The following is a 22,941-nucleotide window of genomic DNA, read 5'->3' as shown; positions in this document are numbered from 1 at the left end:
CAAGCCCGGCATGACGGCTCCCTTAAGTCATCGTCATGCTGAACTTGTTTCAGTGCTGTCGAGTCACGTGCCTCGACAACACATCCCGCCTTCGGCAGCGATGGCGTGTTGGGAGGAATGGACCCTGAAACAAGTTCAGGGTGACGGGTTTGTTGCGGGGGCGACGGAGTGAGACTTATTGCTGACCTGATCGAATGCGCGGCAGTTTGTGCAGGGTTATGTTTTGTATCGATAGTGTGTTGGGGAACTTATGGTTTGACAACTTCTGATACCGAGTTTGTTGGCAATGGGTCGCGTATAATACTGAGTTTCTTCTTCTTTTTATATCTGTTTTGGTCTGTGCGAATAGTATCTAGGAACAATAACAAATGACCATCAAAAAAATCCTCATCGCAAATCGTGGCGAGATCGCCTGCCGGGTCATGCGCACGGCGAAGAAGATGGGCATCGCCACGGTCGCGGTCTATTCCGATGCCGATGCGCGCGCGCCGCATGTGTTGATCGCGGATGAGGCGGTGCATATCGGCCCGTCGCCCGCCGCGCAGTCATACCTCATCGCGGACAAGATCATCGCGGCCTGCAAGCAGACCGGCGCGGACGCGGTCCACCCCGGCTACGGCTTCCTGTCTGAGCGGGAGAGCTTCCGCAAGGCGCTGGACGCGGAAGGCATCATCTTCGTCGGCCCGCCTGCCAACGCCATCGCGGCGATGGGCGACAAGATCGAGTCGAAGAAGCTCGCGATGGAGGCGGGCGTCAATGTCGTCCCCGGCTTTGTGGGCGAGATTGAAGACACCGAACATGCGGTGAAAATCTCGAACGAGATCGGCTATCCTGTTATGATGAAGGCATCGGCGGGCGGCGGCGGCAAGGGCATGCGCCTCGCTTACTCCGAGCAGGATGTGCGCGAGGGCTTCGAGGCGACCAAGCGCGAGGGGCTTGCGAGCTTCGGCGATGACCGCGTGTTCATCGAGAAGTTCATCGAAAGCCCGCGCCATATCGAAATTCAGGTGCTGGGCGATCAGCACGGCAATATCGTCTATCTGAACGAGCGCGAATGTTCGATCCAGCGCCGCCACCAGAAGGTGGTCGAGGAAGCGCCGTCGCCGTTCGTATCCCCTGAAATGCGCAAGAAAATGGGCGAGCAGTGCGTCGCTCTGGCGCGTGCGGTGGGCTATTTCAGCGCGGGCACGGTCGAGCTGATCGTCTCGGGCGCGGACAAGACCGGCGACGGGTTCTACTTCCTCGAAATGAACACCCGGCTTCAGGTGGAGCACCCCGTCACCGAGCAGATCACTGGCGTCGACCTCGTCGAGCAGATGATCCGGGTCGCGAATGGAGAAAAGCTCTCGTTCACGCAGGATGACGTGAAGATCAACGGCTGGTCAATCGAAAACCGCGTCTATGCGGAAGATCCCTATCGCGGGTTCCTGCCCTCCACCGGTCGCCTGATCCGCTATAACCCGCCGACGGTGATCGAGGGCGTGCGCGTGGACGATGGCGTGGCCGAGGGCGGCGAGGTCAGCATGTTCTATGACCCGATGATCGCCAAGCTGATCACCTATGCGCCGACGCGGCTTGAGGCAATCGACAAGCAGATTGCGGCGCTGGACAGCTTCGAGATCGAGGGGCTTGGCCACAACATCGATTTCGTTTCCGCAATCATGCAGCATGAGCGGTTCCGCTCCGGCAATATCACAACCGGGTTCATCGCCGAGGAGTATCCCGATGGGTTCCACGGCGCGCCCGCGTCCGAAGAGCTTTTGCGCCGCCTTGCCGCCATCGCCGCCTTTGCAGGGATGGCGCAGGCAGACCGCTCGCGCCGGATCGACGGGCAGTTGGGCAAGCGCCTGCGTCCGCCATCAGACTGGGCGGTGCGCATCGGCGGCGCGGACCATATCGTCTCGATCAACGGCGACGATGTGCTGGTGGACAACGCGCCGCTCGACATGAGCCTTGAATATACGCCGGGGGACCGCATCATCGACGCCGAGTTTGGCGAAGAGGCGCTTTCCGTCCGCATCGCGCCCACGCGCACCGGCTTCAAGCTGACAACGCGCGGCGCGAGCCATGTCGCGCGCGTGCTGCCTGCCCATGTCGCGCCCTTTGCCGCGCACATGATCGAGAAGCTGCCGCCCGACCTTTCCAAATATCTCATCTGCCCGATGCCGGGCCTGCTCGTGTCGCTCAATGTCAAGGAAGGCGACAAGGTGGAGGCGGGCCAGCCGCTGGCCGTGATCGAGGCGATGAAGATGGAGAATATCCTGCGCGCGGAGAAGACCGGCGTGGTCAAGGCCGTCAATGCCAAGGCAGGCGAAAGCCTTGCCGTGGACAGCATCATTCTCGAACTGGAATAAATCGCGCGTTGCCAGTTGCGCGGCCCGCTATTCACGCTAATGCTCCTCACCTATAATCAAGCGGGCGAGGGGCAGAGGCGTGGCAGGCAAGGAAGTCAGCAAGTCCGAAATTCGGCTGGTCATCGGCGCATCATCAGCCGGTACAGTATTCGAATGGTATGATTTCTTCATTTACGCGACGCTGGCAGGGTTTATCGGCAAGGCGTTCTTTCCATCCGGTAGCGAGACGCTGGAGACTCTGCTGGTGTGGGCGGGGTTCGCCGTCGGTTTCGGCTTCCGGCCTTTGGGCGCGATCCTGTTCGGCTATCTGGGCGACAGGCTGGGCCGGAAATACACGTTCCTCGTCACCGTTACACTGATGGGCATTGCCACAGCGGGGGTCGGCCTCATCCCCTCGGCGGATAGCATTGGCTATGCCGCGCCAGCGTTGGTCTTGTTGCTGCGCATATGCCAGGGCTTGGCGCTCGGCGGTGAATATGGCGGCGCGGCGGTCTATGTGTCAGAGCATGCGCCGCCGGAAAAGCGCGGTTTTTACACCAGCTTCATTCAGGCCAGCGTGGTGGGCGGCTTCGTGCTGAGCCTTGTCGTCGTGCTCTTGTGCAAAGCGCTGATCCCGGCGGACGCATGGGCGACATGGGGCTGGCGCGTGCCGTTCCTGATCTCGCTGCTGCTGCTGGCCCTCTCGCTCTGGATGCGCATGAAGCTCTCGGAAAGCCCGGTGTTCAAGGCGATGAAGGAGGAAGGCGAGCTGGCGAGCAACCCCTTTGTCGAGAGCTTTACCTATCCAGGCAACAAGAAGCGGATTTTCGTGGCACTGTTCGGCATCGCGGCGGGGCTGACCGTGATCTGGTACACGGCCTTCTTCAGCGGATTGAGCCTGCTCAAGGGGCCGTTGCAGGTTGATGAGACATGGGCTGAGATCACCATCGGCATCGCCGCCACGCTGGGCATGGGCTTCTTCATCCTGTTCGGCCACTTATCCGATAAGGTAGGGCGAAAGAAGCCGATCATCATTGGCTATGTCCTGACGCTGCTGCTGCTGTTCCCGCTGATGCTTGTTATGGGCCATGCCGCCAATCCGGGCCGGGCCTCGGCGGAAGAGGCTGCGCCGGTAGTAGTAGTGGCGAACGAATGTGCGTTCGATCCCTTCAGCGCCAATCAGAAAACCCCATGCGGGCAGGCGCTTGCGGAGCTGACCCGGCTGGGTGTGCAGTATCAGCGCGAGCAGATCGGCGGATATGGCGACACATATTTGCCTGCTTCCATGCGTATCGGAGATCGCACTCTGGCGATCGGCGATCCAAATACGATCAAGCCCGCACTGGAGGCTGCCGGATACAGCTTTGCCAAACAGCACCCCCCGCTTTCCAGCGCGCTCATCATCATCGGCTTACTGCTGGCGCTGTCAGCGCTGTCAGGCATGACCTATGGGCCGGTTGCGGCGCTTTTGGCAGAGATGTTTCCGCCCAAGGTGCGCTACAGCTCCATGTCGATCCCCTATCATATCGGCACCGGCTATTTCGGCGGATTTCTTCCACTTGTCAGCGTGTATATTGCAGCGCGGTCAGGCAATGTTTATGCGGGCCTCTGGTATACGTTCGCGGTCGTGCTAATGGCCCTGCTGGTGTGCCTATGGGGGTTGAAGGAAACCAAGGGGGGCATGTGGGCAGATTAGGCGCGGTGGGGCATTTTTCGCTATGAGCATGGACTATCAATCACCCCTGCGGCTCCGGCTGGACAAGCAGGCGCTGCTCTCCAATTATCGCTGGCTCAAGGAACAGAGCGGCAGCGCGGCCTGCGGCGCGACGATCAAGGCCAATGGCTATGGCCTCGGCGCGGAAGGGGTGATGGAGCATCTCGCCGCCGAAGGATGCCGCGATTTCTTCGTCGCGACATGGGAAGAGGCGCAGCATGTCGAGCCGGGGCTGGGCGATGGCGTGTCGCTCAGCGTGTTTCACGGCGTTCGGCCTGAGGATATGGAGATCGCGCTGGCATCGCGCGCGCGGCCTGTGCTGAACAGCCCGGCGCAGATCGCGCGCTGGAAAGCGGCCAACGGCGGCCCGTGCGATGTGATGATCGACACCGGTATGAACCGGCTCGGCCTCTCGCTCGACGGGCTGGACATGGGCCTGTTCGACGGGCTGGAGATCGATACGCTGATGAGCCACCTCGTTAGCGCCGAGGACGATCATCACCTTAATGACATTCAACTGATGCTGTTTAATGAGGCCAAGAAGTCCATCAAGGCCAATCGATACAGCCTGGCGAACAGCGCGGGCATCTGCCGAGGCACCGATTTCGCGTTCGACCTCACCCGGCCCGGCATTGCGCTCTATGGCGGCACACCTACGCTGGACGCAGAGCTGAACATTCAGGCGGTGGTCACGCCGCAGGCCGAAATCCTGCAACGCCGCACCGTGCGTGGTGGCGAATCCGTAGGCTATGGCGCGGAATTCATCGCCGACCGCACGATGGAAACCGCGACGATCAACATCGGCTATGCAGATGGTTTTGCACGCATCTTCTCCGGTTCCGGCGCAGCGCTGAAGGACGGCGCGCGTCTGGCGGTGATCGGCCGTGTATCGATGGATCTCGTGACGATAGACGTCAATGAGTGCCCCTCACTGCAAGAGGGTGACTGGGTCGATATCGACTATGACCTGGGTTATACCGCGCTGGTATCCGGCCTGTCGCAATATGAGCTGTTGACGCGGCTGGGGCATCGCTTCGAGCGTTACTGGGTGTAATGAAAAAGGCCGCCGGTTTTACCCGACGGCCCGCTTCCTTGGTAAGCTCGCCCGTTTACCGCTCGATGCACATGGCGATGCCCATGCCACCGCCGATGCAGAGCGTGGCAAGGCCTTTCTTGGCGTCGCGCCTGCCCATTTCATAAAGCAGGGTGGTGAGGATGCGCGCGCCCGATGCGCCTATCGGGTGGCCGATGGCGATGGCCCCGCCGTTGACATTGACCTTCGCCGCGTCCCAGCCCAGCTCCTTGCCTACCGCCAGCGCCTGCGCCGCGAAGGCCTCGTTCGCCTCGATCAGATCGAGGTCGGCGATGCTCCAGCCCGCTTTTTCCAGCGCCTTGCGGCTGGCGGGGGCGGGGCCGATGCCCATGATCGACGGGTCAACGCCGCAGGTGGCCCAGCTTGCGATCCGGCCGAGCACGGTCGCGCCGCGCTTCGCGGCTTCCTCCTCGGTCATCAGGATCAGCGCGGCCGCGCCGTCATTAAGGCCGCTGGCGTTGGCGGCGGTGACGGTGCCGTCCTTCTTGAACGCGGGCTTCAAGCCCTGCATCGCCTCGATTGTCGCGCCGGCGCGGATATATTCATCCTGATCGACGATGATATCGCCCTTGCGGCCCTTGATCGTCACCGGCACGATTTCGTCGGCAAAGCGCCCGGCGGCACGCGCCGCCTCTGCCTTGTTCTGGCTACCGACAGCGAAGGCATCCTGCTCTTCGCGGGTGATCTGATACTGCTCGGCGAGGTTTTCCGCCGTGATGCCCATGTGATAGCCGTTGAAGGCGTCGGTCAGGCCGTCAAACACCATCGTATCGACCAGAGAGGCGTTGCCCATCTTGATGCCGCCGCGCAGATTTTGCGCATGGGGAGACATGGACATATTCTCCTGCCCGCCTGCCAGCATGATGCGCGCGTCGCCGGTCTGGATCGCCTGCGCCGCCAGCGCGACCGAGCGCAGGCCCGATCCGCAGACCTGATTGATGGTGAAGGCGGTGCGATCCTTGGGGATGCCCGCGTTGATGGCCGCCTGCCGCGTCGGGTTCTGGCCCTGCGCGGTGGTGAGGACCTGGCCGAAGATCACCTCATCAATCTCCTCCGGCGCGAGTCCCGCCTGCGCGAGCGCCGACTCGATGGCGATGCGCCCCAGCTCGTGGGCGGGAGTATTGGCATAGGCGCCCAGGAAGCTGCCAACGGCGGTGCGCCTCGCGGCGGTGATAACGATATTGCTCATAGTATCTCCGTGCAGGATATTGTTATGGTGCGAAGCGGCATTAGCTCATCCGCCGTTTTCGGACAACCACTGCGAAAGTCTGACCCAAATTTGCTGCGGTGCGCGACGGCTGACGATCATGCCGACATGACCAAGCCCCGAATCGTGGCTTTCCTTCAATTGGGGGGCTGCGGCTGCGGGTACGATCCTGTCCGTCATCGAGCGGATCGAGAGACTGGGGCAGGGGAGGCTGGCGGTGTCGACGATCCTGCCGCCAACGGACCAGCGGCCCTGCCCGGTCATGTCCGCGCCATAGAGATCCTCAAACAGCTCGTGCGCAGCGGCATAGGTGAGGGGCGGCCCATCGTTCGCCCAGTCCTCAACCGCGAGAAACGCCCGATGCGCGTCTCCGCCCGGCTCCATATCGGCAAAGGCCGCATATTTGCGCACGGTGCGGGTGGGATCGAGCGCCCAAAAGCCGGATTGCAGCACCTCCATCGGCATATAGCCCATTCGCTCGCATAAAGGTTGGGCCTCCGTCCATAATGTGTGGATGAGCGCGCGATCATCCTCTGGATAGGCAGAGAAGTTCCATGGCGATGCGATCGTCGCCACCGCCTTTGCACCCACAGGCCCGGCCGCAGCCAGCGCCATAGTTCCGCCAAGGCAATAGCCGACGAGGATCACCGGGCGATCAATCTGCGCAACGAGCGGTAGCAACCTATCCATGATATGGCCGCCAAGATCGAGATTGCGGTCATCATCCGCCGGAGTGCCCCAGTCCACCAGCCATGGGTCATGCCCGCATTCAACCAGGTAGCGCAGCAGCGACGACTCGCCTGCCATATCGAGGATATGCGGCGGATTTATGAGTGAAGGGATCAGCACGATCGCCGCGCGGCCCGATTTTTGTGCGCAATATGGATGCAGCAGCCGCGTCGCACCGCACTGCGCTGAAACGGGATGATTCAAGGGTGGATCATGACGCTTCGCATGCTGATACGCGCGCAGCCCGGCGAGCGCTTTCTGTCTCAAATCGGGATCATTTTGGCTTTCCCGCCATAAATGCGCAAGAAAAAGCGGCAAAGGGCGCGGCCCATGTTGCGGCGCAAGAAAATATGGTGCATCTTCGCTGCGGGGAAGCAAAGGAGCGGGTCTCGTCATGGCACAAAAAAAGGGCGTGGATGCATCATCACCGATCGTCATCAAGAAATACGCGAACAGACGACTCTATAATACCGAAACCTCCAGCTATATCACGCTCGAATTGCTCTCGCAGATGACGCGGGAGGGGCGCGAGTTTACGGTCGTCGATGCCAAGACCGATGAAGACATCACGCACAACGTGCTGACACAGATCATCATGGAAGAGGAAAGCCGCGGCAAAAACATGCTGCCGGTCAACTTCCTGCGCCAGCTCATCTCGATGTATGGCGATTCGATGCAGTCGCTGGTGCCCCAATATCTGGAATCCTCGATGGAGGCATTCCGCAAAAACCAGCAGCAGTTTCAGCAGGCGATGCAGGGCGCATTTACCGCCGGGCCATTCGCAGAGATCGCCAAGCGCAATATGGAAATGTTCGAGGCGGCTACGCAGGCCTTCACGCCTGCTGTCGGGGCGAGTGCCGCCAAAAAGGACGAAGGCGCGAAGGACGACGAGATTGCCCAGCTCAAGGCGCAACTTGCATCGCTCAATGCCAAGATCGACAAGCTGAGCTAGGAGGGCAAACCCCTCGACACGCAAAGCAGCCTCGCCTAATGGCGGGGCTGTTGGCATTTTAAGCCCCGTAAGCAGGATTAGCCCCGTGAAACACGCACTCCCCGTCACCCGCGAACAGGATTTTGCCGCCTGGTATCAGGCCGTCATCTCAGAGGCTGATCTTGCCGAGGAATCGGGCGTGCGCGGGTGCATGGTGATCCGCCCGTGGGGCTATGGCATCTGGGAGCGCATCCAGAAGCTGATGGACGCGCGGATCAAGGCTGCTGGGGTGGAGAATTGCTATTTCCCGCTGTTTATCCCGCTCTCCTTCTTCGAGAAAGAGGCCGATCATGTCGATGGCTTCGCCAAGGAGATGGCGGTCGTCACCCATCATCGCCTGATTGCTGACGGCAAGGGCAGGCTGATCCCCGATCCGGAGGCGAAGCTGGAGGAGCCGCTGGTTGTGCGCCCCACGTCTGAGACGGTGATCGGCCAGGCGATGAGCCGCTGGGTGCAGAGCTGGCGCGATCTGCCGTTGATGGTCAACCAGTGGGCGAACGTGGTGCGCTGGGAAATGCGCACGCGCATGTTTTTACGCACGTCGGAGTTCCTCTGGCAGGAAGGGCACACCGCCCACGCCACGCGCGACGACGCCATGAGCGAGACGATGCGCGCGCTGGAAATGTATCGTGATTTTGCCGAAAGCGCGCTGGCGATGCCGGTTGTTGCCGGCGAAAAGCCGGAGAATGAGCGCTTTCCCGGTGCAGTCGCCACCTACAGCATCGAGGCTATGATGCAGGACGGCAAGGCGCTTCAAGCTGGCACCTCGCATTATCTCGGCACTGGCTTTGCCGAGGCAGCGGGCATCAAATATCAGGATCAGGAAGGCGGCCAGCAGCTCGCCCACACCACGAGCTGGGGCGTATCCACGCGCCTGATCGGCGGCGTCATCATGGTGCATGGCGATGATGATGGGCTGCGTTGCCCGCCACAGATTGCGCCGCATCAGATCGTGATCGTGCCGATGCTGCGCGACAATGACGAGGATGCTGCCATAATCGCTTACTGCGAGGATCTGGCAAAGGCACTGGGCGCGCTTGATGTGTTCCGCGAGCCGCTGCGCGTGCTGTTTGACAAGAGACCGACCAAGGCCGCTACCAAGCGCTGGGGCTGGGTCAAGAAGGGCGCACCGATCATCATCGAGGTCGGCGGGCGCGATGTTGCGGGCGGAAATGTTTCCGTACTCCGTCGCGACCGGCTGTATAACGAGGCGGGCAAGCTCGACAGCGCGATTATGGCGCGCGATGCTTTCGTCAGCGATGCAGCGGCGATGCTGGAGGATATTCAGGCCAGCCTGCATGCTGAGGCGAAGGCACGGCTTTCCGCCAATATCCGCCGCGATGTGACCGACAAGGACGCGCTCGCCGCGGCGTTCAATGGCGACAAGCCCGGCTGGGTCGAGGTTGAGTGGAGCAAACCCACCGGCGACGCGCTCGACACGGTGGTGGAGTGGCTCAAAGGCCACAAGCTGACGCTGCGCAATGTGCCCTTGGACGCAGCGCCTGCCTCCGGCGCCTGCATCTTCACCGGCGCGCCCGCAACCGAGCGGGTATTGGTCGGCCGCAGTTATTGAGCGCGCCGCTCTCCCTCCTCCTTGCCCTGGGCCTCGGCCTGCTGATCGGGCTGGAGCGGGGCTGGCGGCTGAGGCAAGAGCATGATGGCGGGCGGATAGCAGGTATCCGCACATATGGGTTGCTGGGGCTGGGCGGCGGGCTGTGCGGCTTGGCGGCGCGCGATGTTTCCATCTGGCTGGCGGTCGTGGGCATGGCGGGCATAGTGCTGGCGGTGCTGCTGGCCCACCGGGCACGGCTCGGTGAAGCGGATGAAAACGTCTCCGCCACAAATGCCATCGTCAGCATCATGACCGCGCTGCTCGGCCTGCAAGCGACCTATGGCTATGCGCGCGAGGCAATGATCGCCGCCGGGGCGATCACACTCGTGCTTTCGATGCGCGATCAGTTACATGGCTGGCTCAAGACGCTGAGCGAGCAGGATATTCGCGCGGCGGCACATTATGGGGCGATAACGCTGGTGGCGCTGCCGTTGCTGCCCGATGAAGCCATGGGGGCATATGATGCCCTTAATCCGCGCATGATCTGGCTGGTGGTGGTGTTCGTCACCGGCCTCTCGTTCGCGGGATATTGGGCAGGGAAGCGCCTTGGTCACAGCAGGGGGACGATCATCGCTGCTGCGATCGGAGCGACCTACAGCTCCACCGCCGTGACGCTGGAAATGGCGCGCAGGCTTCGCAAGGCTGATGCCGATCCCGCCACCTTCAACGCCGGCATTGCTGCCGCCACGGCAATGATGCCGGTCCGCGTGTTGATATTGTGCGCGGTGATCGCGCCATCGGCGCTAGGCGGATTTCTGGAGGGCATTGGCGCGGCGGTGTTGTTTGCTATTGGCTATGCGCTTATAGCGGCGCTGCACGCGCGACAACGCGAGGCAGACGGCCCGCTGCCACCGCCCCGCAATCCATTCGATTTCTGGCCCGCAGTCGGCTTTGCCGCGCTGGTCGCGGTCGTGCTGGTGGCGTCGCACTGGACGATCGCCCGCTTCGGCAGCCGGGGTGCGGAGGTGATGATCGGGCTCACCGGCCTCTATGATGTAGACGCCGCGATCATCGCCGCCGCCAATCTCAGCCACTTGTTGACGGACTGGCGTTTCATCGGCTTTTTGTTTTCGTTGCCTATCCTCGTGAACAGCGTCGTCAAGCTGGTGCTGGTGCTTGCCATAGCCGGGATCGCGAAGGGATGGCGTGGGGCGTTGCCGCTAGGGATCACCGCGATGCTGATCGGCGGCGGCATGGTGTGGCTCAGAGTCTGACGCCTGTTTCGCTGGCGTCCCGCCCCAAGGCAGGCTAGCGAAGGCGCATGGCCAAACCTCATCGCCCCGCAGGCATGCCCACGCGGCAGCAGATCCTCGAATATATCGAAACCAGCGGGCAACCGGCGGGCAAGCGCGAGATCACCAAGGCGTTCGGCCTGCACGGGCAGGAGAAGATCCTGCTGAAGGCGCTTTTGAAAGACATGGCGGACGAAGGCCTGATCGACATTGGGCCGGGCAGGGCGTTTCACAAGATGGGCGGCGTGCCCCGCGTTACCGTGTTGCGCGTGGTCGAGGTGGACGGCGATCAGGCGATTGCCGTGCCGGAACGCTGGGAGGCGGAAGGTATTCCCCCGCCCAAGCTGCGCGTAATCGAGCGGGGCCGCAAATCCGGCGCGCTGGGGATTGGCGACCGCTTCCTCGCGCGCACGGAGGATGCCGGCAAGGGCCTCGTTGCCCACCCGATGAAGAAGCTCAGCAAAGCGGAAGAGCAGCTTCTGGGCGTGGTGGAGAAGGGCGAGAATGATCGCTTCTGGCTCAAGCCTGTCGACAAGCGCATCCGCCACGCCACGCTGATCTCAGACATCGGCGCCGCCGCGCCGGGCGATCTGGTGCTGTGCGAGGCGAGCGGAAGGCCGCCGCGCATCACCGCGCGCGTGGCCATGGTGCTGGGCGATCCGTTCGCGCCCAAGAGCTTCAGCCTGATCGCCATTCACAAATATGGCATCCCGCATGTGTTTTCGGAAGGCGTGGAAGCGGAGGCGGGGGCCGTCTCCGGCCTGCCGCTCCATGCCGACAAGCGCGAAGACCTGCGCCATCTGCCGATTGTGGCGATAGACCCGCTCGACGCGCGCGATTTTGACGATGCTGTGTGGGCAGAGAGCGATGATGATCCCGCCAATGCCGGCGGCTTCAAGGCCATCGTCGCCATAGCCGACGTGTCCTATTATGTCCGCCCCGGCAGCGCGCTGGACCGCGAGGCAAGAAAGCGCGGCAACAGCGTCTATTTCCCGGACCTCGTCGTGCCGATGCTGCCGCACGCCCTCTCGTCAGATATGTGCTCGCTCAAAGCGGGGCAGGACCGGGCGGCGATGGCCTGCCACATGACGTTCGACGCCAAGGGCAAGATGAAGTCATGGCGCTTTTCCCGCGCGATTATCCGCGTGGCGGCGAACATCCCCTATGAGGATGCGCAGGCAGCGATTGATGGCGCCAAGCCGCATGAGCTGACCGATGCGGCGCTGAAGCCCCTATGGGCGTGCTGGGCCGTGCTCAAGAAAGCGCGCACCCACCGTGCGCCGCTGGAGCTGGACCTGCCCGAACGCCGCGTAGTGCTCGATGAGGCCGGGCAGATGGTCAGCGTCGCCGTGCGCGAGCGGCTCGATGCGCACATGCTGATCGAGGATTACATGATCGCGGCCAATGTCGCGGCGGCCAAGGCGCTCGAAAGCCGCAAGGCTCCGGTGATGTACCGTGTCCATGAGCCGCCAAACCGGGAAAAGCTCGTCGCGCTCAAGGACTATCTCGCCACCTACGACATCGGTTTTGCGCTGGGGCAGGTGATTACACCCGCCATGTTCAACCGCCTGATCGAGCGGCTGGAGGATCACGAGGCGCGGCCCATCATCATGGAGCAGATCTTGCGCAGCCAGACGCAGGCCTATTACAGCCCGCAGAATGCCGGGCACTTCGGCCTTGCTCTCGGCAGCTATGCGCATTTCACCTCGCCGATCCGCCGCTACTCGGACCTTCTGGTCCACCGTGCGCTGGTGGGGGCTTTCAGTTTCGAACTGCCCGCGCCCAAGGATGGCGCGATCCCGCCCGTCACCGCGCTCAGCCAGGAAGATTATACCCATATGGCCCACGTGGGAGAGCTGATCAGCCGGTGCGAACGCCGCGCGATGGAGGCGGAGCGCGAAACGGTCGATCGCTATGTCGCGGCCTATCTGGCGCAGCATGTGGGCGAGGTGATGCAGACGCGGATTACGGGGGTGCAGAGCTTCGGTTTTTTCGCGACCGTTCAGGGCTTGGGCGGCGACGGGCTGGTGCCGGTGTCTATGCTGGGCGTCGAGCGGTTTCATTTCGATGAAACACACCGCGCGCTGGAGGGGGAACAGACCGGCACGCGCTTTCATGTGGGGCAAGAGATCGAACTGAGGCTGGTGGAGGCTGATCCGGTCGGCGGGTCATTGCGCTTTGAGCTGCCCGATGGGCCGAGCTTTGGCATGAGCGGCGGCGCGGGCGGGCGAACCGGCGCAAAACGCCCGCCGCGCCCCATCCATCGCCAGGGCCGCCCGGCAAATATCCGGCACACCAGCAGGAAAAAGGGGCCGGTGAAACGGCGGTGAGCGGAGTGGCTGCTTTGTTGGGGTTAGCTGCCTAATCCTTACCGTCACCCCGGGCTTGACCCGGGGTCCCGCTGTTCTTTCAGGCCAGCAGATCGAACAAATCGCGCCATTCCGGATTGCCACGCTCGATCAAATCGAACTTCCACTGGCGCCGCCAGCGCTTGATGCGCTTCTCTTGCGCAATGCAACTCACGATATCTTCGCCTTGCTCCGCCCATACCAACCGAGTTAGTCCATATTTAGCGCAGAAGTCGGAGCCAGTACCGCCTCGATGCTGGTAAATGCGCGTCGGGAGATCGGATGTGACGCCCACATACATAGTGCCGCGATAGCGGTCCGCCATCATATAGACCCATCCGCCCTGTTTCGTGTCACGCATCGTTGGAACATCAAAAAAGCGGGACCCCGGGTCAAGCCCGGGGTGACGAAGGAGGGGATATCCGCAAGTTGTCATGTTCCAACAGTCCGCTTCATCAACTCAGCCGTTCCATTTCTTCGCTACTGATGCCGCCCGGCACGATCATGATCGGGCAAGGCATCTTGCCTGCTTCCGCGCCGGTGAAGTGGGCGACGAGGGGGCCCGGCGTGCCGTTGGCTGCCGCCGCCAGCACCAGTGCCGCGATGGTGGCGTCTTCCTTCAGCAGCTCGCGGATGATCGGGATCGGTTCGCCACTACGCACGGTGATCGTCGGCCGGATGCCGGATTCCTGCATCAGGGCCCCAGCCAGACCCATCACCATTTCCTCGGCGCGTTCGCGGGCTTCCTCGTCCATCATCTCCTGCACGCCGCCCCACTGGACGAAGTCTGCAGGCGGAGTGACGGCGACGATATGCACTCCGCCGCCAGTCTTGGCGGCGCGGCGCGCGGCGAAATGGATGGCCTTTTCGGCCTCCGGGCTTTCATCCATGATAACCAGATAGGTTCTCATATGCACATCTCTCCTTTATAAATGTGCCAAATTAGCATGTTTTTAGTGTATTTTATGCAATTTGGATTGACCCCGGTATAAAATGGAACGATCACGCCCCATCCATAGAACGCTCATTCGAGATTGGCACCATAGCTCATGTCCATCGAAATCAAAATGCCCGCGCTTTCTCCCACAATGGAGGAAGGAACCCTCGCCAAATGGCTGGTGAAGGAGGGGGATAGCGTCAAGTCCGGCGATCTGCTGGCAGAGATCGAGACAGACAAGGCTACGATGGAGTTCGAGGCGGTCGACGAGGGCGTGATCGGCCAGATATTGGTTGCCGAGGGTAGCGAGGGCGTGAAGGTCGGCACGGTCATCGCCACGATGGCGGGCGAGGGCGGTGAGGCCGCCGCCGCCCCCGTTGCCAAACCGGCTGCCGCTGTCACGGCCCCAGCTCAAACCCCAGCTCCGGCGCCAGCGCGCGCTGCTGAGCCTGCGGCGGTCATCCCTGCAGTCACGTCGCCCGCATCATCTGCCGCATCCGGCGCGCGGGTGATGGCATCGCCTATCGCCCGCCGTATCGCCAAGGCCCGTGACATAGATCTGGCGAGCCTGACCGGCACCGGCCCCAATGGCCGCATCGTTAAAGCAGATGTCGAGGCGGCTATGCCCGGTGCAGCGCCCGTGCCGACCGCCAGCACAACCGCTTCCGCGCCAGCGCCGCTTGCTCCGTCCGCACCCGTCGCGGCGCAGGATTTCGGCATCCCGCATGAGGTCGTCAAACTTTCCAACATGCGCAAAACGATCGCGCGCCGCCTCACGGAATCCAAGCAGACCGTGCCGCATATCTACCTCACGGTGGACGTGCGCCTTGATGCGCTGTTGAAATTGCGTACCGAGCTGAACGCATCGCTGGAAAGCCGGGGCATCAAGCTCTCGGTCAATGACATGCTGATCAAGGCGCTGGCGCAATCGCTGATGATCGTGCCGGAGTGCAATGTGCAGTTCGCGGGCGACCAGATGCTGCAGTTCACGCGTGCGGATATTTCCGTGGCGGTGTCGATCCCGTCCGGCCTGATCACGCCCATCGTCACGGACGCGGGATCGAAGAGCATCTCGGCAATCTCCACTGAGATGGCCGATCTTGCCGCTCGTGCCAAGGCGGGCAAGCTGCAGCCGCAGGAATATCAGGGCGGCACCGCCTCGCTCTCCAACATGGGCATGATGGGCATCAAGCAGTTCGAGGCGGTGATCAACCCGCCGCAGGCGATGATCATGGCGATCGGCGCGGGCGAGAAGCGGCCGTTCGTGGTGGACGACGCGCTGCAGATCGCCACCGTGATGAGCGCGACCGGCAGCTTTGACCACCGCGCCATCGACGGCGCGGACGGCGCCCGCCTGATGAGCGCCTTCCGAGAGCTGGTAGAGAAGCCGCTGGGCATGCTGGCGTGACAGCGCCTCCCGAAGGCCACCCCATCATCCGGCTCACCGCGATGCCGACGGATCTCAACCCCTATGGCGGGGTGTTTGGCGGGTGGATCATGAGCCAGATGGCGCTGGGCGCGGCGTCGCTCGCCTCCCGCCACTCCAAGGGCCGGGCGATCCTCGTCGCGGCAAGCGATTTCACGTTTCCGGCGGGGATGCTGGTGGGCGAGGAGCTGTCGGTCTATGCCACGCTGGAGAAATCCGGGCGCACGTCGATGACCATCTCCGCGGAAGGCTGGCGGCGCGAGCGGGATGGGGACGACGCTTGCCTTACCGCAACCGGCTGCTTTACATTTGTGGCGGTGGACGAAAATAACACCCCGCGCACCATCTCATCCGATCTAGGAAAGTGAAATAATGTCAAACACGTATGACCTTATTGTCCTCGGCTCCGGCCCTGGCGGCTATGTCGCGGCGATCCGTGCGAGCCAGCTTGGCCTCAAGGTCGGGATTGTGGAGCGCGAGAATCTGGGCGGCATCTGTCTCAATTGGGGCTGCATCCCCACCAAGGCGCTGCTGCGCTCTGCCGAGATCTTTCACTATATGAGCCATGCCAGCGCCTATGGCCTCGCGGCGGAGAAGATCAGCGCCGATATCAACGCGGTCGTCGCGCGCTCGCGCGGGGTGGCGAAACAGCTCAATCAGGGCGTCACCCACCTGATGAAGAAGAACAAGATCACCGTGCATATGGGCGAGGGCACGATAACCGGCAAAGGCAGGCTTGCCGTGACCAAGGATGGCAAGACCGAAGAACTCACCGCCAAGCACATCATCATCGCCACCGGCGCGCGGGCGCGCGATCTGCCGTTCGCGCCGGCAGACGGCAAGCGCATATGGACCTATCGCCACGCCATGACCCCGCCAGAGATGCCCACAAAGCTGCTCGTCATCGGCTCTGGCGCCATCGGCATCGAGTTTGCGAGTTTTTACAACGATATGGGCGCAGATGTGACCGTGGTCGAGATGATGGACCGCATCGTGCCTGTCGAGGATGCGGATGTTTCTGCCTTCCTTGAAAAGGCGCTTGCCAAACAGGGCATGACCATCCTCACTGGCGCGGGGGTCGAGGAGCTGAAAGCCACCGCAACGGGCGTTTCCGCAAAGATCAAAGGCAAGGATGGCAAAATCGTCTCTGGCGACTATAGCCATTGCATCGTTGCTATCGGCATCGTGCCTAACAGCGAAAATATCGGGCTGGAGGCGCTGGGCGTCGAGCAGGTGAAGGGCCATATCAAGACTGATGGCCTGTGCCGCACCAATGTGGACGGACTGTGGGCGATTGGCGACATCACCGCGCCGCCATGGCTGGCGCACAAGGCAAGCCACGAGGGCGTGATCGCCGCCGAGGCCATTGCTCAGGCGTTGGGCAACAAGGATGTGCACCCGCATGCGATGGATGTGCGCAATATTCCGGGGTGCACCTATTGCCACCCGCAGATCGCGTCTGTCGGCCTAACCGAGGCGAAGGCGAAGGAAGCGGGCTATACGGTGAAGGTCGGGAATTTCCCGTTCATCGGCAATGGTAAGGCGATTGCGCTGGGCGAGGCCGAGGGCTTCATCAAGACCGTGTTCGATGCTGCGACCGGAGAGCTGCTGGGTGCGCACATGATCGGCGCGGAAGTGACGGAGCTGATTCAGGGCTATGTCGTCGGCAAGACGCTGGAGACGACCGAGGCGGAACTGATGAACACCGTGTTCCCGCACCCGACCCTGAGTGAAATGATGCACGAGAGCGTGCTCTCTGCCTATGGGCGTGCGCTGCATATGTGACGCGCGGAGGGGATACAGCCATCAGTGGCCGCGCCGGAGTAACCTGCTCCGGCGCGGTTTTTCTTGTCCGGCAGGCAATAAAAAAGGCGGGAGGCACTGGGCCATCCCGCCTGATTATGTGCGCAACAGCGCCCAAGATTACATCGCGTTAGCGGCGTTCTCGGCAGTGTTGGCGGCGTTGTCAGCAACGTTTGCAACGTTGGCAGCAGCGTTCTCAACGGCGTTAGCAGCGTTATCAACAACGTTTGCAGCATTGTTGGCGGCTTCTTCCGGCTTCGAACCGCAAGCGGCAAGTGCCAGCAGGCCAGCCGAAGCAAAAACAACAGCGATCTTCTTCATCTTGTTAGGCTCCCAATAGCGTGTCTCGCTCATGTAAACCTTAACAGTTTCACACATGCGAGCGCACCGAATTAACGCATCAAGTCAACAAATCAACTCTTTTTTGCCACCGAGCGTCCTGTTGAGAATCGCGCGACGAACGATTCTCTACTACATAGCTTTTATTTTTGTGCAAGGGTGATCTGCGGTTGGTCGCGGAAGCCATTTGCCATTGCGGACGCGCTGCGCTAACGCGCAGCCATCCATTCCTTAACCATCCGAGCGGAGCCAACCGATCATGAGCGGTGCGCAATATGCCTATGTCATGAAGGGCATGACCAAATCTTTCCCCGGCGCGCAAAAGCCGGTGCTGAACAACATAAACCTGCAATTTTACTTTGGTGCGAAGATCGGCATCGTCGGCCCCAACGGAGCCGGTAAATCGACGCTGATGAAGATCATGGCCGGGATCGACACCGATTTTACCGGAGAGGCATGGCCGGGCGAGAATATCACGGTCGGCTATCTGGCGCAGGAGCCAGAGCTGGACCCGACCAAGACCGTGCTGGAAAATGTGAAAGACGGCGCGCGCGACATCGCCGACAAGCTCGATCGCTTCAATGAGATCAGCATGATCATGGCCGATCCGCCGGAAGACGTGGATTTCGATGCCTTGATGACAGAGATGGGCGAGCTTCAGGAACATATCGACGCTGTCGATGGATGGACGCTCGACAACCAGCTTGAGATCGCAATGGAGGCGCTGCGCTGCCCGCCGGGCGACTGGAGCGTGGAGAGCCTTTCCGGCGGCGAGAAGCGCCGCATCGCGCTTACGCGCCTGTTGATCCAGAAGCCCTCGATCCTGCTGCTCGATGAGCCGACCAACCATCTCGATGCCGAAAGCGTGGAGTGGCTGGAAAACCACCTGAAGGAATATCACGGCGCGGTGCTGATGATCACCCACGACCGCTATTTCCTCGATAATGTGGTGGGCTGGATCCTCGAAATCGACCGCGGTAAATATTATCCCTACGAGGGTAATTACTCCACCTATCTTGAAAAGAAGTCCAAGCGGCTGGAGCAGGAAGAGCGCGAGGAATCAGGCCGCCAGAAGGCGATCAAGGAAGAGCTGGAGTGGATCCGGCAGGGGCCGAAGGGCCGCCAGACCAAATCCAAGGCGCGTATCTCGAAATTCGAGCAGCTTGTCGCCGCGCAGGAAAACCGCGCACCCGGCAAGGCCCAGATCGTCATTCAGGTGCCAGAGCGGCTGGGCGGCAAGGTCATCGAGGTCAAAAATATCTCCAAGGCCTTTGGCGACAAGCTGTTGTTCGAGGATCTGAGCTTCACCCTGCCGCCGGGCGGCATCGTTGGCGTGATCGGGCCGAACGGCGCGGGCAAATCGACGCTGTTCAAGATCCTCACCGGCAAGGAAAAGCCCGATAGCGGCAGCATCGAGATCGGCTCTACCGTGCATCTCGGCTTTGTCGACCAGAGCCGCGATCATCTGGATGGCTCTAAGAATGTGTGGGAGGAAATCTCCGACGGGCTGGATTATATGAAGGTCAACGGCTTTGACATGAGTACGCGGGCCTATGTCGGCGCATTCAACTTCAAGGGGCAGGACCAGCAGAAGAATGTCGGCAAGCTTTCCGGCGGTGAGCGCAACCGCGTCCACATGGCAAAGATGCTGAAGACCGGCGGCAACGTGCTGCTGCTCGACGAACCGACCAACGACCTGGACGTGGAAACGCTGGGCGCGCTGGAAGATGCTATCGAGAATTTCGCAGGTTGCGCCGTGGTCATCAGCCACGATCGCTTCTTTCTCGATCGCCTCGCGACTCATATCCTCGCGTTCGAGGGCAACAGCCATGTCGAGTGGTTCGAGGGCAACTTCGACGCATATGAAGAAGACAAGCGCCGCCGCCTTGGCGATGCTGCGGACCGCCCGACCAGCCTCGCATACAAGAAGCTGACGCGATAGGCTCCGGCTCTCGCGCCCGCTGCTCTCAGGCGGCGGGCGCGGCGTCCGCCTTCGTCTCGCTGTCGGTCAGTTGCACCGAGGCGAGGCGCGCATAGAGGCCGCCCTGCTGCATCAGCGCGTCGTGGCTGCCGTGTTCTGCGATGCGTCCCTGATCCATCACGACGATGCGGTCGGCCGAGCGCACGGTGGAGAGCCTATGCGCGATGACGATGGTGGTGCGCCCGTGCATCAACCGCTCGATAGCCTGCTGCACCAGATGCTCCGAGCGCGAATCGAGCGCGGAAGTCGCCTCGTCCAGCAGCAATATCGGCGCGTTCCTCAGCATCGCGCGGGCGATGGCGATGCGCTGGCGCTGCCCGCCGGACAGACGCGCGCCATTGTCGCCCAGATACGTGTCCAGACCCTGCGGCAGATCGCGCAAAAACTCTTCCGCGTTGGCGGCCCGCGCGGCGTCCCATATCTCCGCATCGCTGGCGTCCCAGCGGCCATAGCGCAGGTTATCGCGCGCAGAGGCCGCAAAGATGATCGTTTCCTGCGGCACAAAGGCCATCAGACCGCGCACATCGCCCAGCGCCGCATCGGGCAGAGCCATGCCGTTCAGGCGGATGGCTCCAGATTCCGGGTCGTAAAAGCGCAGCAGCAGTTGCAGCACCGTGCTCTTGCCCGCGCCCGATGGCCCGACCAGCGCCAGCGTCTCTCCCGGTTGTACATCGAGCGTGAAATCCTCCAGCGCCAGCCTGTCTGGCCGGGTGGGATAACGGAAGTTGACATGATCGAAGCCGATCCGCACTCCGCCATCGCCCGCCGGGATCGACACAGGGTTGGCTGGGGAGGCAAGGCCCGGTTCGCTTGCCAGCAGCTCGCCCAGCCGCCCGGCCGCGCCCGCCCCGCGCAATAGATCGCCCCAGCTTTCCGAGAGCGAGCCGAACGCCCCCGCCACAAGGCCTCCGGTGATGACGAACGCGGCGATGCTGCCCCCGGTCATCCTGCCTGCCGCGACATCGAGCGCGCCCTGCCACATGACCGCGACAATCGAACCGAAGATCAGGAAAAACGCCACCGCCGTGATGATCGCGCGCATGCGGATGCGCTTTCGGGCGATGCTGAGCGTCCGCCCCACCGCGGCGGCAAAGCGATCCGCCTCGCGTTCTTCCTGCCCGAAAGCCTGCACGATGCGCATGGCACCCAATATCTCAGCCGTCATGCTGCCCACGTTGGCGACGCCATCCTGGCTATCGCGTGACAGCCCGCGCAGGCGGCGCCCCAGCGCGAGAAGGGGCAGAACGACCACCGGTATTCCCACCAGAAGATAGGCGGTGAGCTTGGGCGCAATCGTGAACAGATAGATCATACCGCCCACACCCGTCAGCATGTTGCGCAGGGCAACCGAGATGGTAGAGCCAACGATCAGCTCGATCACCGCAGCGTCCGCCGTCATGCGCGCGGAGATTTCTGATGGGCGGTTTTCCTCGAAGAAACTGGGCGGCTGGCGCAGCAGGTGCCGCTGCACGGCCATGCGGATATCCGCCACCACACGCTCTCCGAGTATCGAGAAGAAATAGAAGCGCGATGCGCTCGCCAGCGCCATCACGATCACGATGAGGATCAGATACTGGAACCAGCGGCCGATATCCTGCGCGCCGCCGCCGCTGGTGAAGCCCTTGTCGATCACCAGCTTGAAGCCGCTGGGAATCGCCAGCGTGGCTGCCGATGCGAGCACCAGTGCGATGCCCGCAGCCGCAAGCATCGCCGGGTAGCGCCGCAAAAGGGTCATGATCCAGCGCAGCTCGCCCAAAGAGCCGCGCGGCGCGTCAGGATCTAGCCTGCGGGGGGTGTTTCTCGCCATGCGAGGCGCTTAGCAGTGGCGTACGTCTTTCTCAATGGGCCGTTGGCATCAGCCGCAATCGCGCCGCACAGAAAATCATTTGCCTATTGTGCAGCGCGATAATAACCTGAAAATCATTTCGGTATATGCTGCCGGCAATGCCTCAATGAGGGTCCAAAAAAATGTTGTACAGTGCCTATGAGTTTCATCGCAATCTGCTCGCTGGCGTCAGCGCCATGGCCAATGCCGGGGCGGAGCTTCTGAACAACCCCGCCAACCCCCTTTCCTATTTCGGCGGAGGCCCGATCCTCGCCTCTGCGCTGGAGGTGTTTGCCCACGCCTCCGCTCCGCGTGGCAAGCCCGCCTTCGGCCTCGATACCACCGTGATCGATGGCAAGGAATATGCGGTCAAGGAAGTGATTGAGGCGCGCAAGGACTTCGGCCAGCTCAAGCATTTCGTGGTCAAGGGCGCGCCCAAGGGCAGGCCCAAGCTGCTGATCGTCGCGCCGATGTCTGGCCATTACGCCACGCTGCTGCGCGGCACGGTGGAGCGGATGCTGCCCGGACATGACGTGTGGATCACCGACTGGCGAGATGCGCGCAATGTGCCGATGAGCGACGGAAATTTCGATCTCGATGACTATATCGACTATCTGATCGACTGGATGGGCCATATCGGGCCGGGTGCACATATGCTGGCGGTGTGCCAGCCTTCGGTGCCCTGCTATGCCGCAACCTGCCTGATGTCTGCTGCGAATGATCCCAACCGCCCGCGCACCTTGACGATGATGGGCGGGCCGATCGACACGCGCGAGGCGCCCACCGTGGTCAACACGCTGGCGACCGAACGGCCTATCAGCTGGTTCGAGCAGAATGTGGTGGCTACCGTGCCATTTCAGTATGCGGGCGCCGGGCGGCGGGTCTATCCCGGCTTCATGCAGCTTGCCGGGTTCATGTCTATGAACCTTGGCAACCACATGATGAGCCACTGGGAAATGTTCAAGCATCTGGTCGACGGCGACGACGCCAGCGCAGACATGACCAAGGACTTTTATGACGAATATCGCTCTGTCTGCGACATGACGGCGGAATTCTATCTCCAGACGGTGCAGGAGGTGTTCCAGAAGCACAGCCTGCCCAAAGGTGAATTTGTGCATCGCGGCAAAACCATCGATACCGGCGCGATCAAGGACGTTGCGATTCTCGCAATCGAGGGCGAGCGTGATGACATTTCCGGCCTCGGCCAGACCAAGGCGGCCTTGAAGATCTCGACTGGCCTGCCCGAAGAGAAAAAGAAATATTACATGGCCAAAGGCGCGGGCCATTATGGCATATTCAACGGCAACAAGTGGCGCACCAAAATCGCACCCGTGGTTGAGGAGTGGATCGCCACGCATAACGGCTGATCGG

Annotated in this window: 18 protein-coding genes; 12 read left to right on the top strand and 6 right to left on the bottom strand. The window is 61.9% G+C overall.

All coding sequences use genetic code 11. The features are described 5' to 3' along the window. Positions 1 to 368: 368 nt before the first annotated feature. From EQG66_RS12335 to alr, 3 genes are all read left to right on the top strand, one after another. Entirely contained in the window at positions 369 to 2,354 is a 1,986-nt protein-coding gene (locus tag EQG66_RS12335) for an acetyl-CoA carboxylase biotin carboxylase subunit (protein WP_129404897.1), read from the top strand. A 79-nt stretch (positions 2,355 to 2,433) separates the two neighbouring features. Further along, the gene (locus EQG66_RS12330) at positions 2,434 to 4,029 is read left to right on the top strand and encodes an MFS transporter (RefSeq protein WP_245988078.1); all 1,596 of its coding nucleotides are present in this window, start codon (positions 2,434 to 2,436) and stop codon (positions 4,027 to 4,029) included. A 22-nt stretch (positions 4,030 to 4,051) separates the two neighbouring features. Further along, a complete protein-coding gene (gene alr, locus EQG66_RS12325; RefSeq protein ID WP_129404895.1) occupies positions 4,052 to 5,101 on the top strand; it encodes an alanine racemase in 1,050 nt (349 codons plus the stop codon). Positions 5,102 to 5,156: 55 nt separating this feature from the next. Here alr and EQG66_RS12320 read toward each other — a convergent pair whose 3' ends face one another. After that, the gene (locus EQG66_RS12320; protein WP_129404894.1) at positions 5,157 to 6,329 is read right to left on the bottom strand and encodes an acetyl-CoA C-acetyltransferase; all 1,173 of its coding nucleotides are present in this window, start codon (positions 6,327 to 6,329) and stop codon (positions 5,157 to 5,159) included. Positions 6,330 to 6,374: 45 nt separating this feature from the next. Continuing rightward, positions 6,375 to 7,343, bottom strand: a complete 969-nt coding sequence (locus EQG66_RS12315; protein WP_129404893.1) for an alpha/beta fold hydrolase — start codon at positions 7,341 to 7,343, stop codon at positions 6,375 to 6,377. A 127-nt stretch (positions 7,344 to 7,470) separates the two neighbouring features. Between EQG66_RS12315 and phaR the strand changes: the two genes are divergently transcribed. The 4 genes from phaR to rnr all read left to right on the top strand — a co-directional run bounded on the left by phaR (position 7,471) and on the right by rnr (position 13,241). Further along, positions 7,471 to 8,028: a polyhydroxyalkanoate synthesis repressor PhaR gene (phaR, locus tag EQG66_RS12310; protein ID WP_129404892.1), complete on the top strand. Its 558-nt coding sequence runs from the start codon at positions 7,471 to 7,473 to the stop codon at positions 8,026 to 8,028. A gap of 85 nt (positions 8,029 to 8,113) precedes the next feature. Beyond that, on the top strand, positions 8,114 to 9,640 hold the full coding sequence (gene proS, locus EQG66_RS12305) for a proline--tRNA ligase (RefSeq protein ID WP_129404891.1): 1,527 nt from the start codon (positions 8,114 to 8,116) through the stop codon (positions 9,638 to 9,640). After that, positions 9,637 to 10,893 (top strand): MgtC/SapB family protein, encoded by a 1,257-nt coding sequence (locus EQG66_RS12300; protein WP_164975674.1) that lies wholly within the window; start codon positions 9,637 to 9,639, stop codon positions 10,891 to 10,893. The genes proS and EQG66_RS12300 overlap by 4 nt, the downstream gene beginning before the upstream one ends. 47 nt (positions 10,894 to 10,940) lie before the next feature. Further along, on the top strand, positions 10,941 to 13,241 hold the full coding sequence (rnr, locus tag EQG66_RS12295) for a ribonuclease R (RefSeq protein ID WP_129404889.1): 2,301 nt from the start codon (positions 10,941 to 10,943) through the stop codon (positions 13,239 to 13,241). Between the two features lie 79 nt (positions 13,242 to 13,320). Here rnr and EQG66_RS12290 read toward each other — a convergent pair whose 3' ends face one another. Then, complete coding sequence (locus EQG66_RS12290; RefSeq protein WP_129404888.1) at positions 13,321 to 13,620, bottom strand: GIY-YIG nuclease family protein; 300 nt, start codon at positions 13,618 to 13,620, stop codon at positions 13,321 to 13,323. A 94-nt stretch (positions 13,621 to 13,714) separates the two neighbouring features. Continuing rightward, positions 13,715 to 14,170 (bottom strand): universal stress protein, encoded by a 456-nt coding sequence (locus tag EQG66_RS12285; protein ID WP_129404887.1) that lies wholly within the window; start codon positions 14,168 to 14,170, stop codon positions 13,715 to 13,717. 138 nt (positions 14,171 to 14,308) lie between these two features. Between EQG66_RS12285 and EQG66_RS12280 the strand changes: the two genes are divergently transcribed. From EQG66_RS12280 to lpdA, 3 genes are read left to right on the top strand one after another with little or no spacing between them, the layout of a single operon-like run. Beyond that, positions 14,309 to 15,604: a pyruvate dehydrogenase complex dihydrolipoamide acetyltransferase gene (locus EQG66_RS12280; protein WP_129404886.1), complete on the top strand. Its 1,296-nt coding sequence runs from the start codon at positions 14,309 to 14,311 to the stop codon at positions 15,602 to 15,604. Further along, complete coding sequence (locus tag EQG66_RS12275; RefSeq protein WP_245988077.1) at positions 15,601 to 15,990, top strand: acyl-CoA thioesterase; 390 nt, start codon at positions 15,601 to 15,603, stop codon at positions 15,988 to 15,990. Before EQG66_RS12280 ends, EQG66_RS12275 begins: the two co-directional genes overlap by 4 nt. Before the next feature lie 4 nt (positions 15,991 to 15,994). Continuing rightward, a complete protein-coding gene (lpdA, locus tag EQG66_RS12270; RefSeq protein ID WP_129404885.1) occupies positions 15,995 to 17,407 on the top strand; it encodes a dihydrolipoyl dehydrogenase in 1,413 nt (470 codons plus the stop codon). Between the two features lie 138 nt (positions 17,408 to 17,545). Here lpdA and EQG66_RS12265 read toward each other — a convergent pair whose 3' ends face one another. Further along, the gene (locus EQG66_RS12265; RefSeq protein WP_129404884.1) at positions 17,546 to 17,746 is read right to left on the bottom strand and encodes a hypothetical protein; all 201 of its coding nucleotides are present in this window, start codon (positions 17,744 to 17,746) and stop codon (positions 17,546 to 17,548) included. Positions 17,747 to 18,023: 277 nt separating this feature from the next. Here EQG66_RS12265 and ettA point away from each other — a divergent pair, with 277 nt between their 5' ends. Then, entirely contained in the window at positions 18,024 to 19,706 is a 1,683-nt protein-coding gene (gene ettA / locus EQG66_RS12260; protein WP_129404883.1) for an energy-dependent translational throttle protein EttA, read from the top strand. 25 nt (positions 19,707 to 19,731) lie between these two features. Here ettA and EQG66_RS12255 read toward each other — a convergent pair whose 3' ends face one another. Continuing rightward, the gene (locus EQG66_RS12255; protein ID WP_425470246.1) at positions 19,732 to 21,552 is read right to left on the bottom strand and encodes an ABC transporter transmembrane domain-containing protein; all 1,821 of its coding nucleotides are present in this window, start codon (positions 21,550 to 21,552) and stop codon (positions 19,732 to 19,734) included. Positions 21,553 to 21,713: 161 nt separating this feature from the next. Here EQG66_RS12255 and EQG66_RS12250 point away from each other — a divergent pair, with 161 nt between their 5' ends. Beyond that, positions 21,714 to 22,937, top strand: a complete 1,224-nt coding sequence (locus EQG66_RS12250; RefSeq protein WP_129404882.1) for a polyhydroxyalkanoate depolymerase — start codon at positions 21,714 to 21,716, stop codon at positions 22,935 to 22,937. Positions 22,938 to 22,941 lie beyond the last annotated feature (4 nt).

The sequence above is a fragment of the Sphingobium fluviale genome, assembly GCF_004122115.1.
GTDB lineage: Bacteria > Pseudomonadota > Alphaproteobacteria > Sphingomonadales > Sphingomonadaceae > Sphingobium > Sphingobium fluviale.
This window is presented reverse-complemented; position numbering and strand designations above follow the sequence as displayed.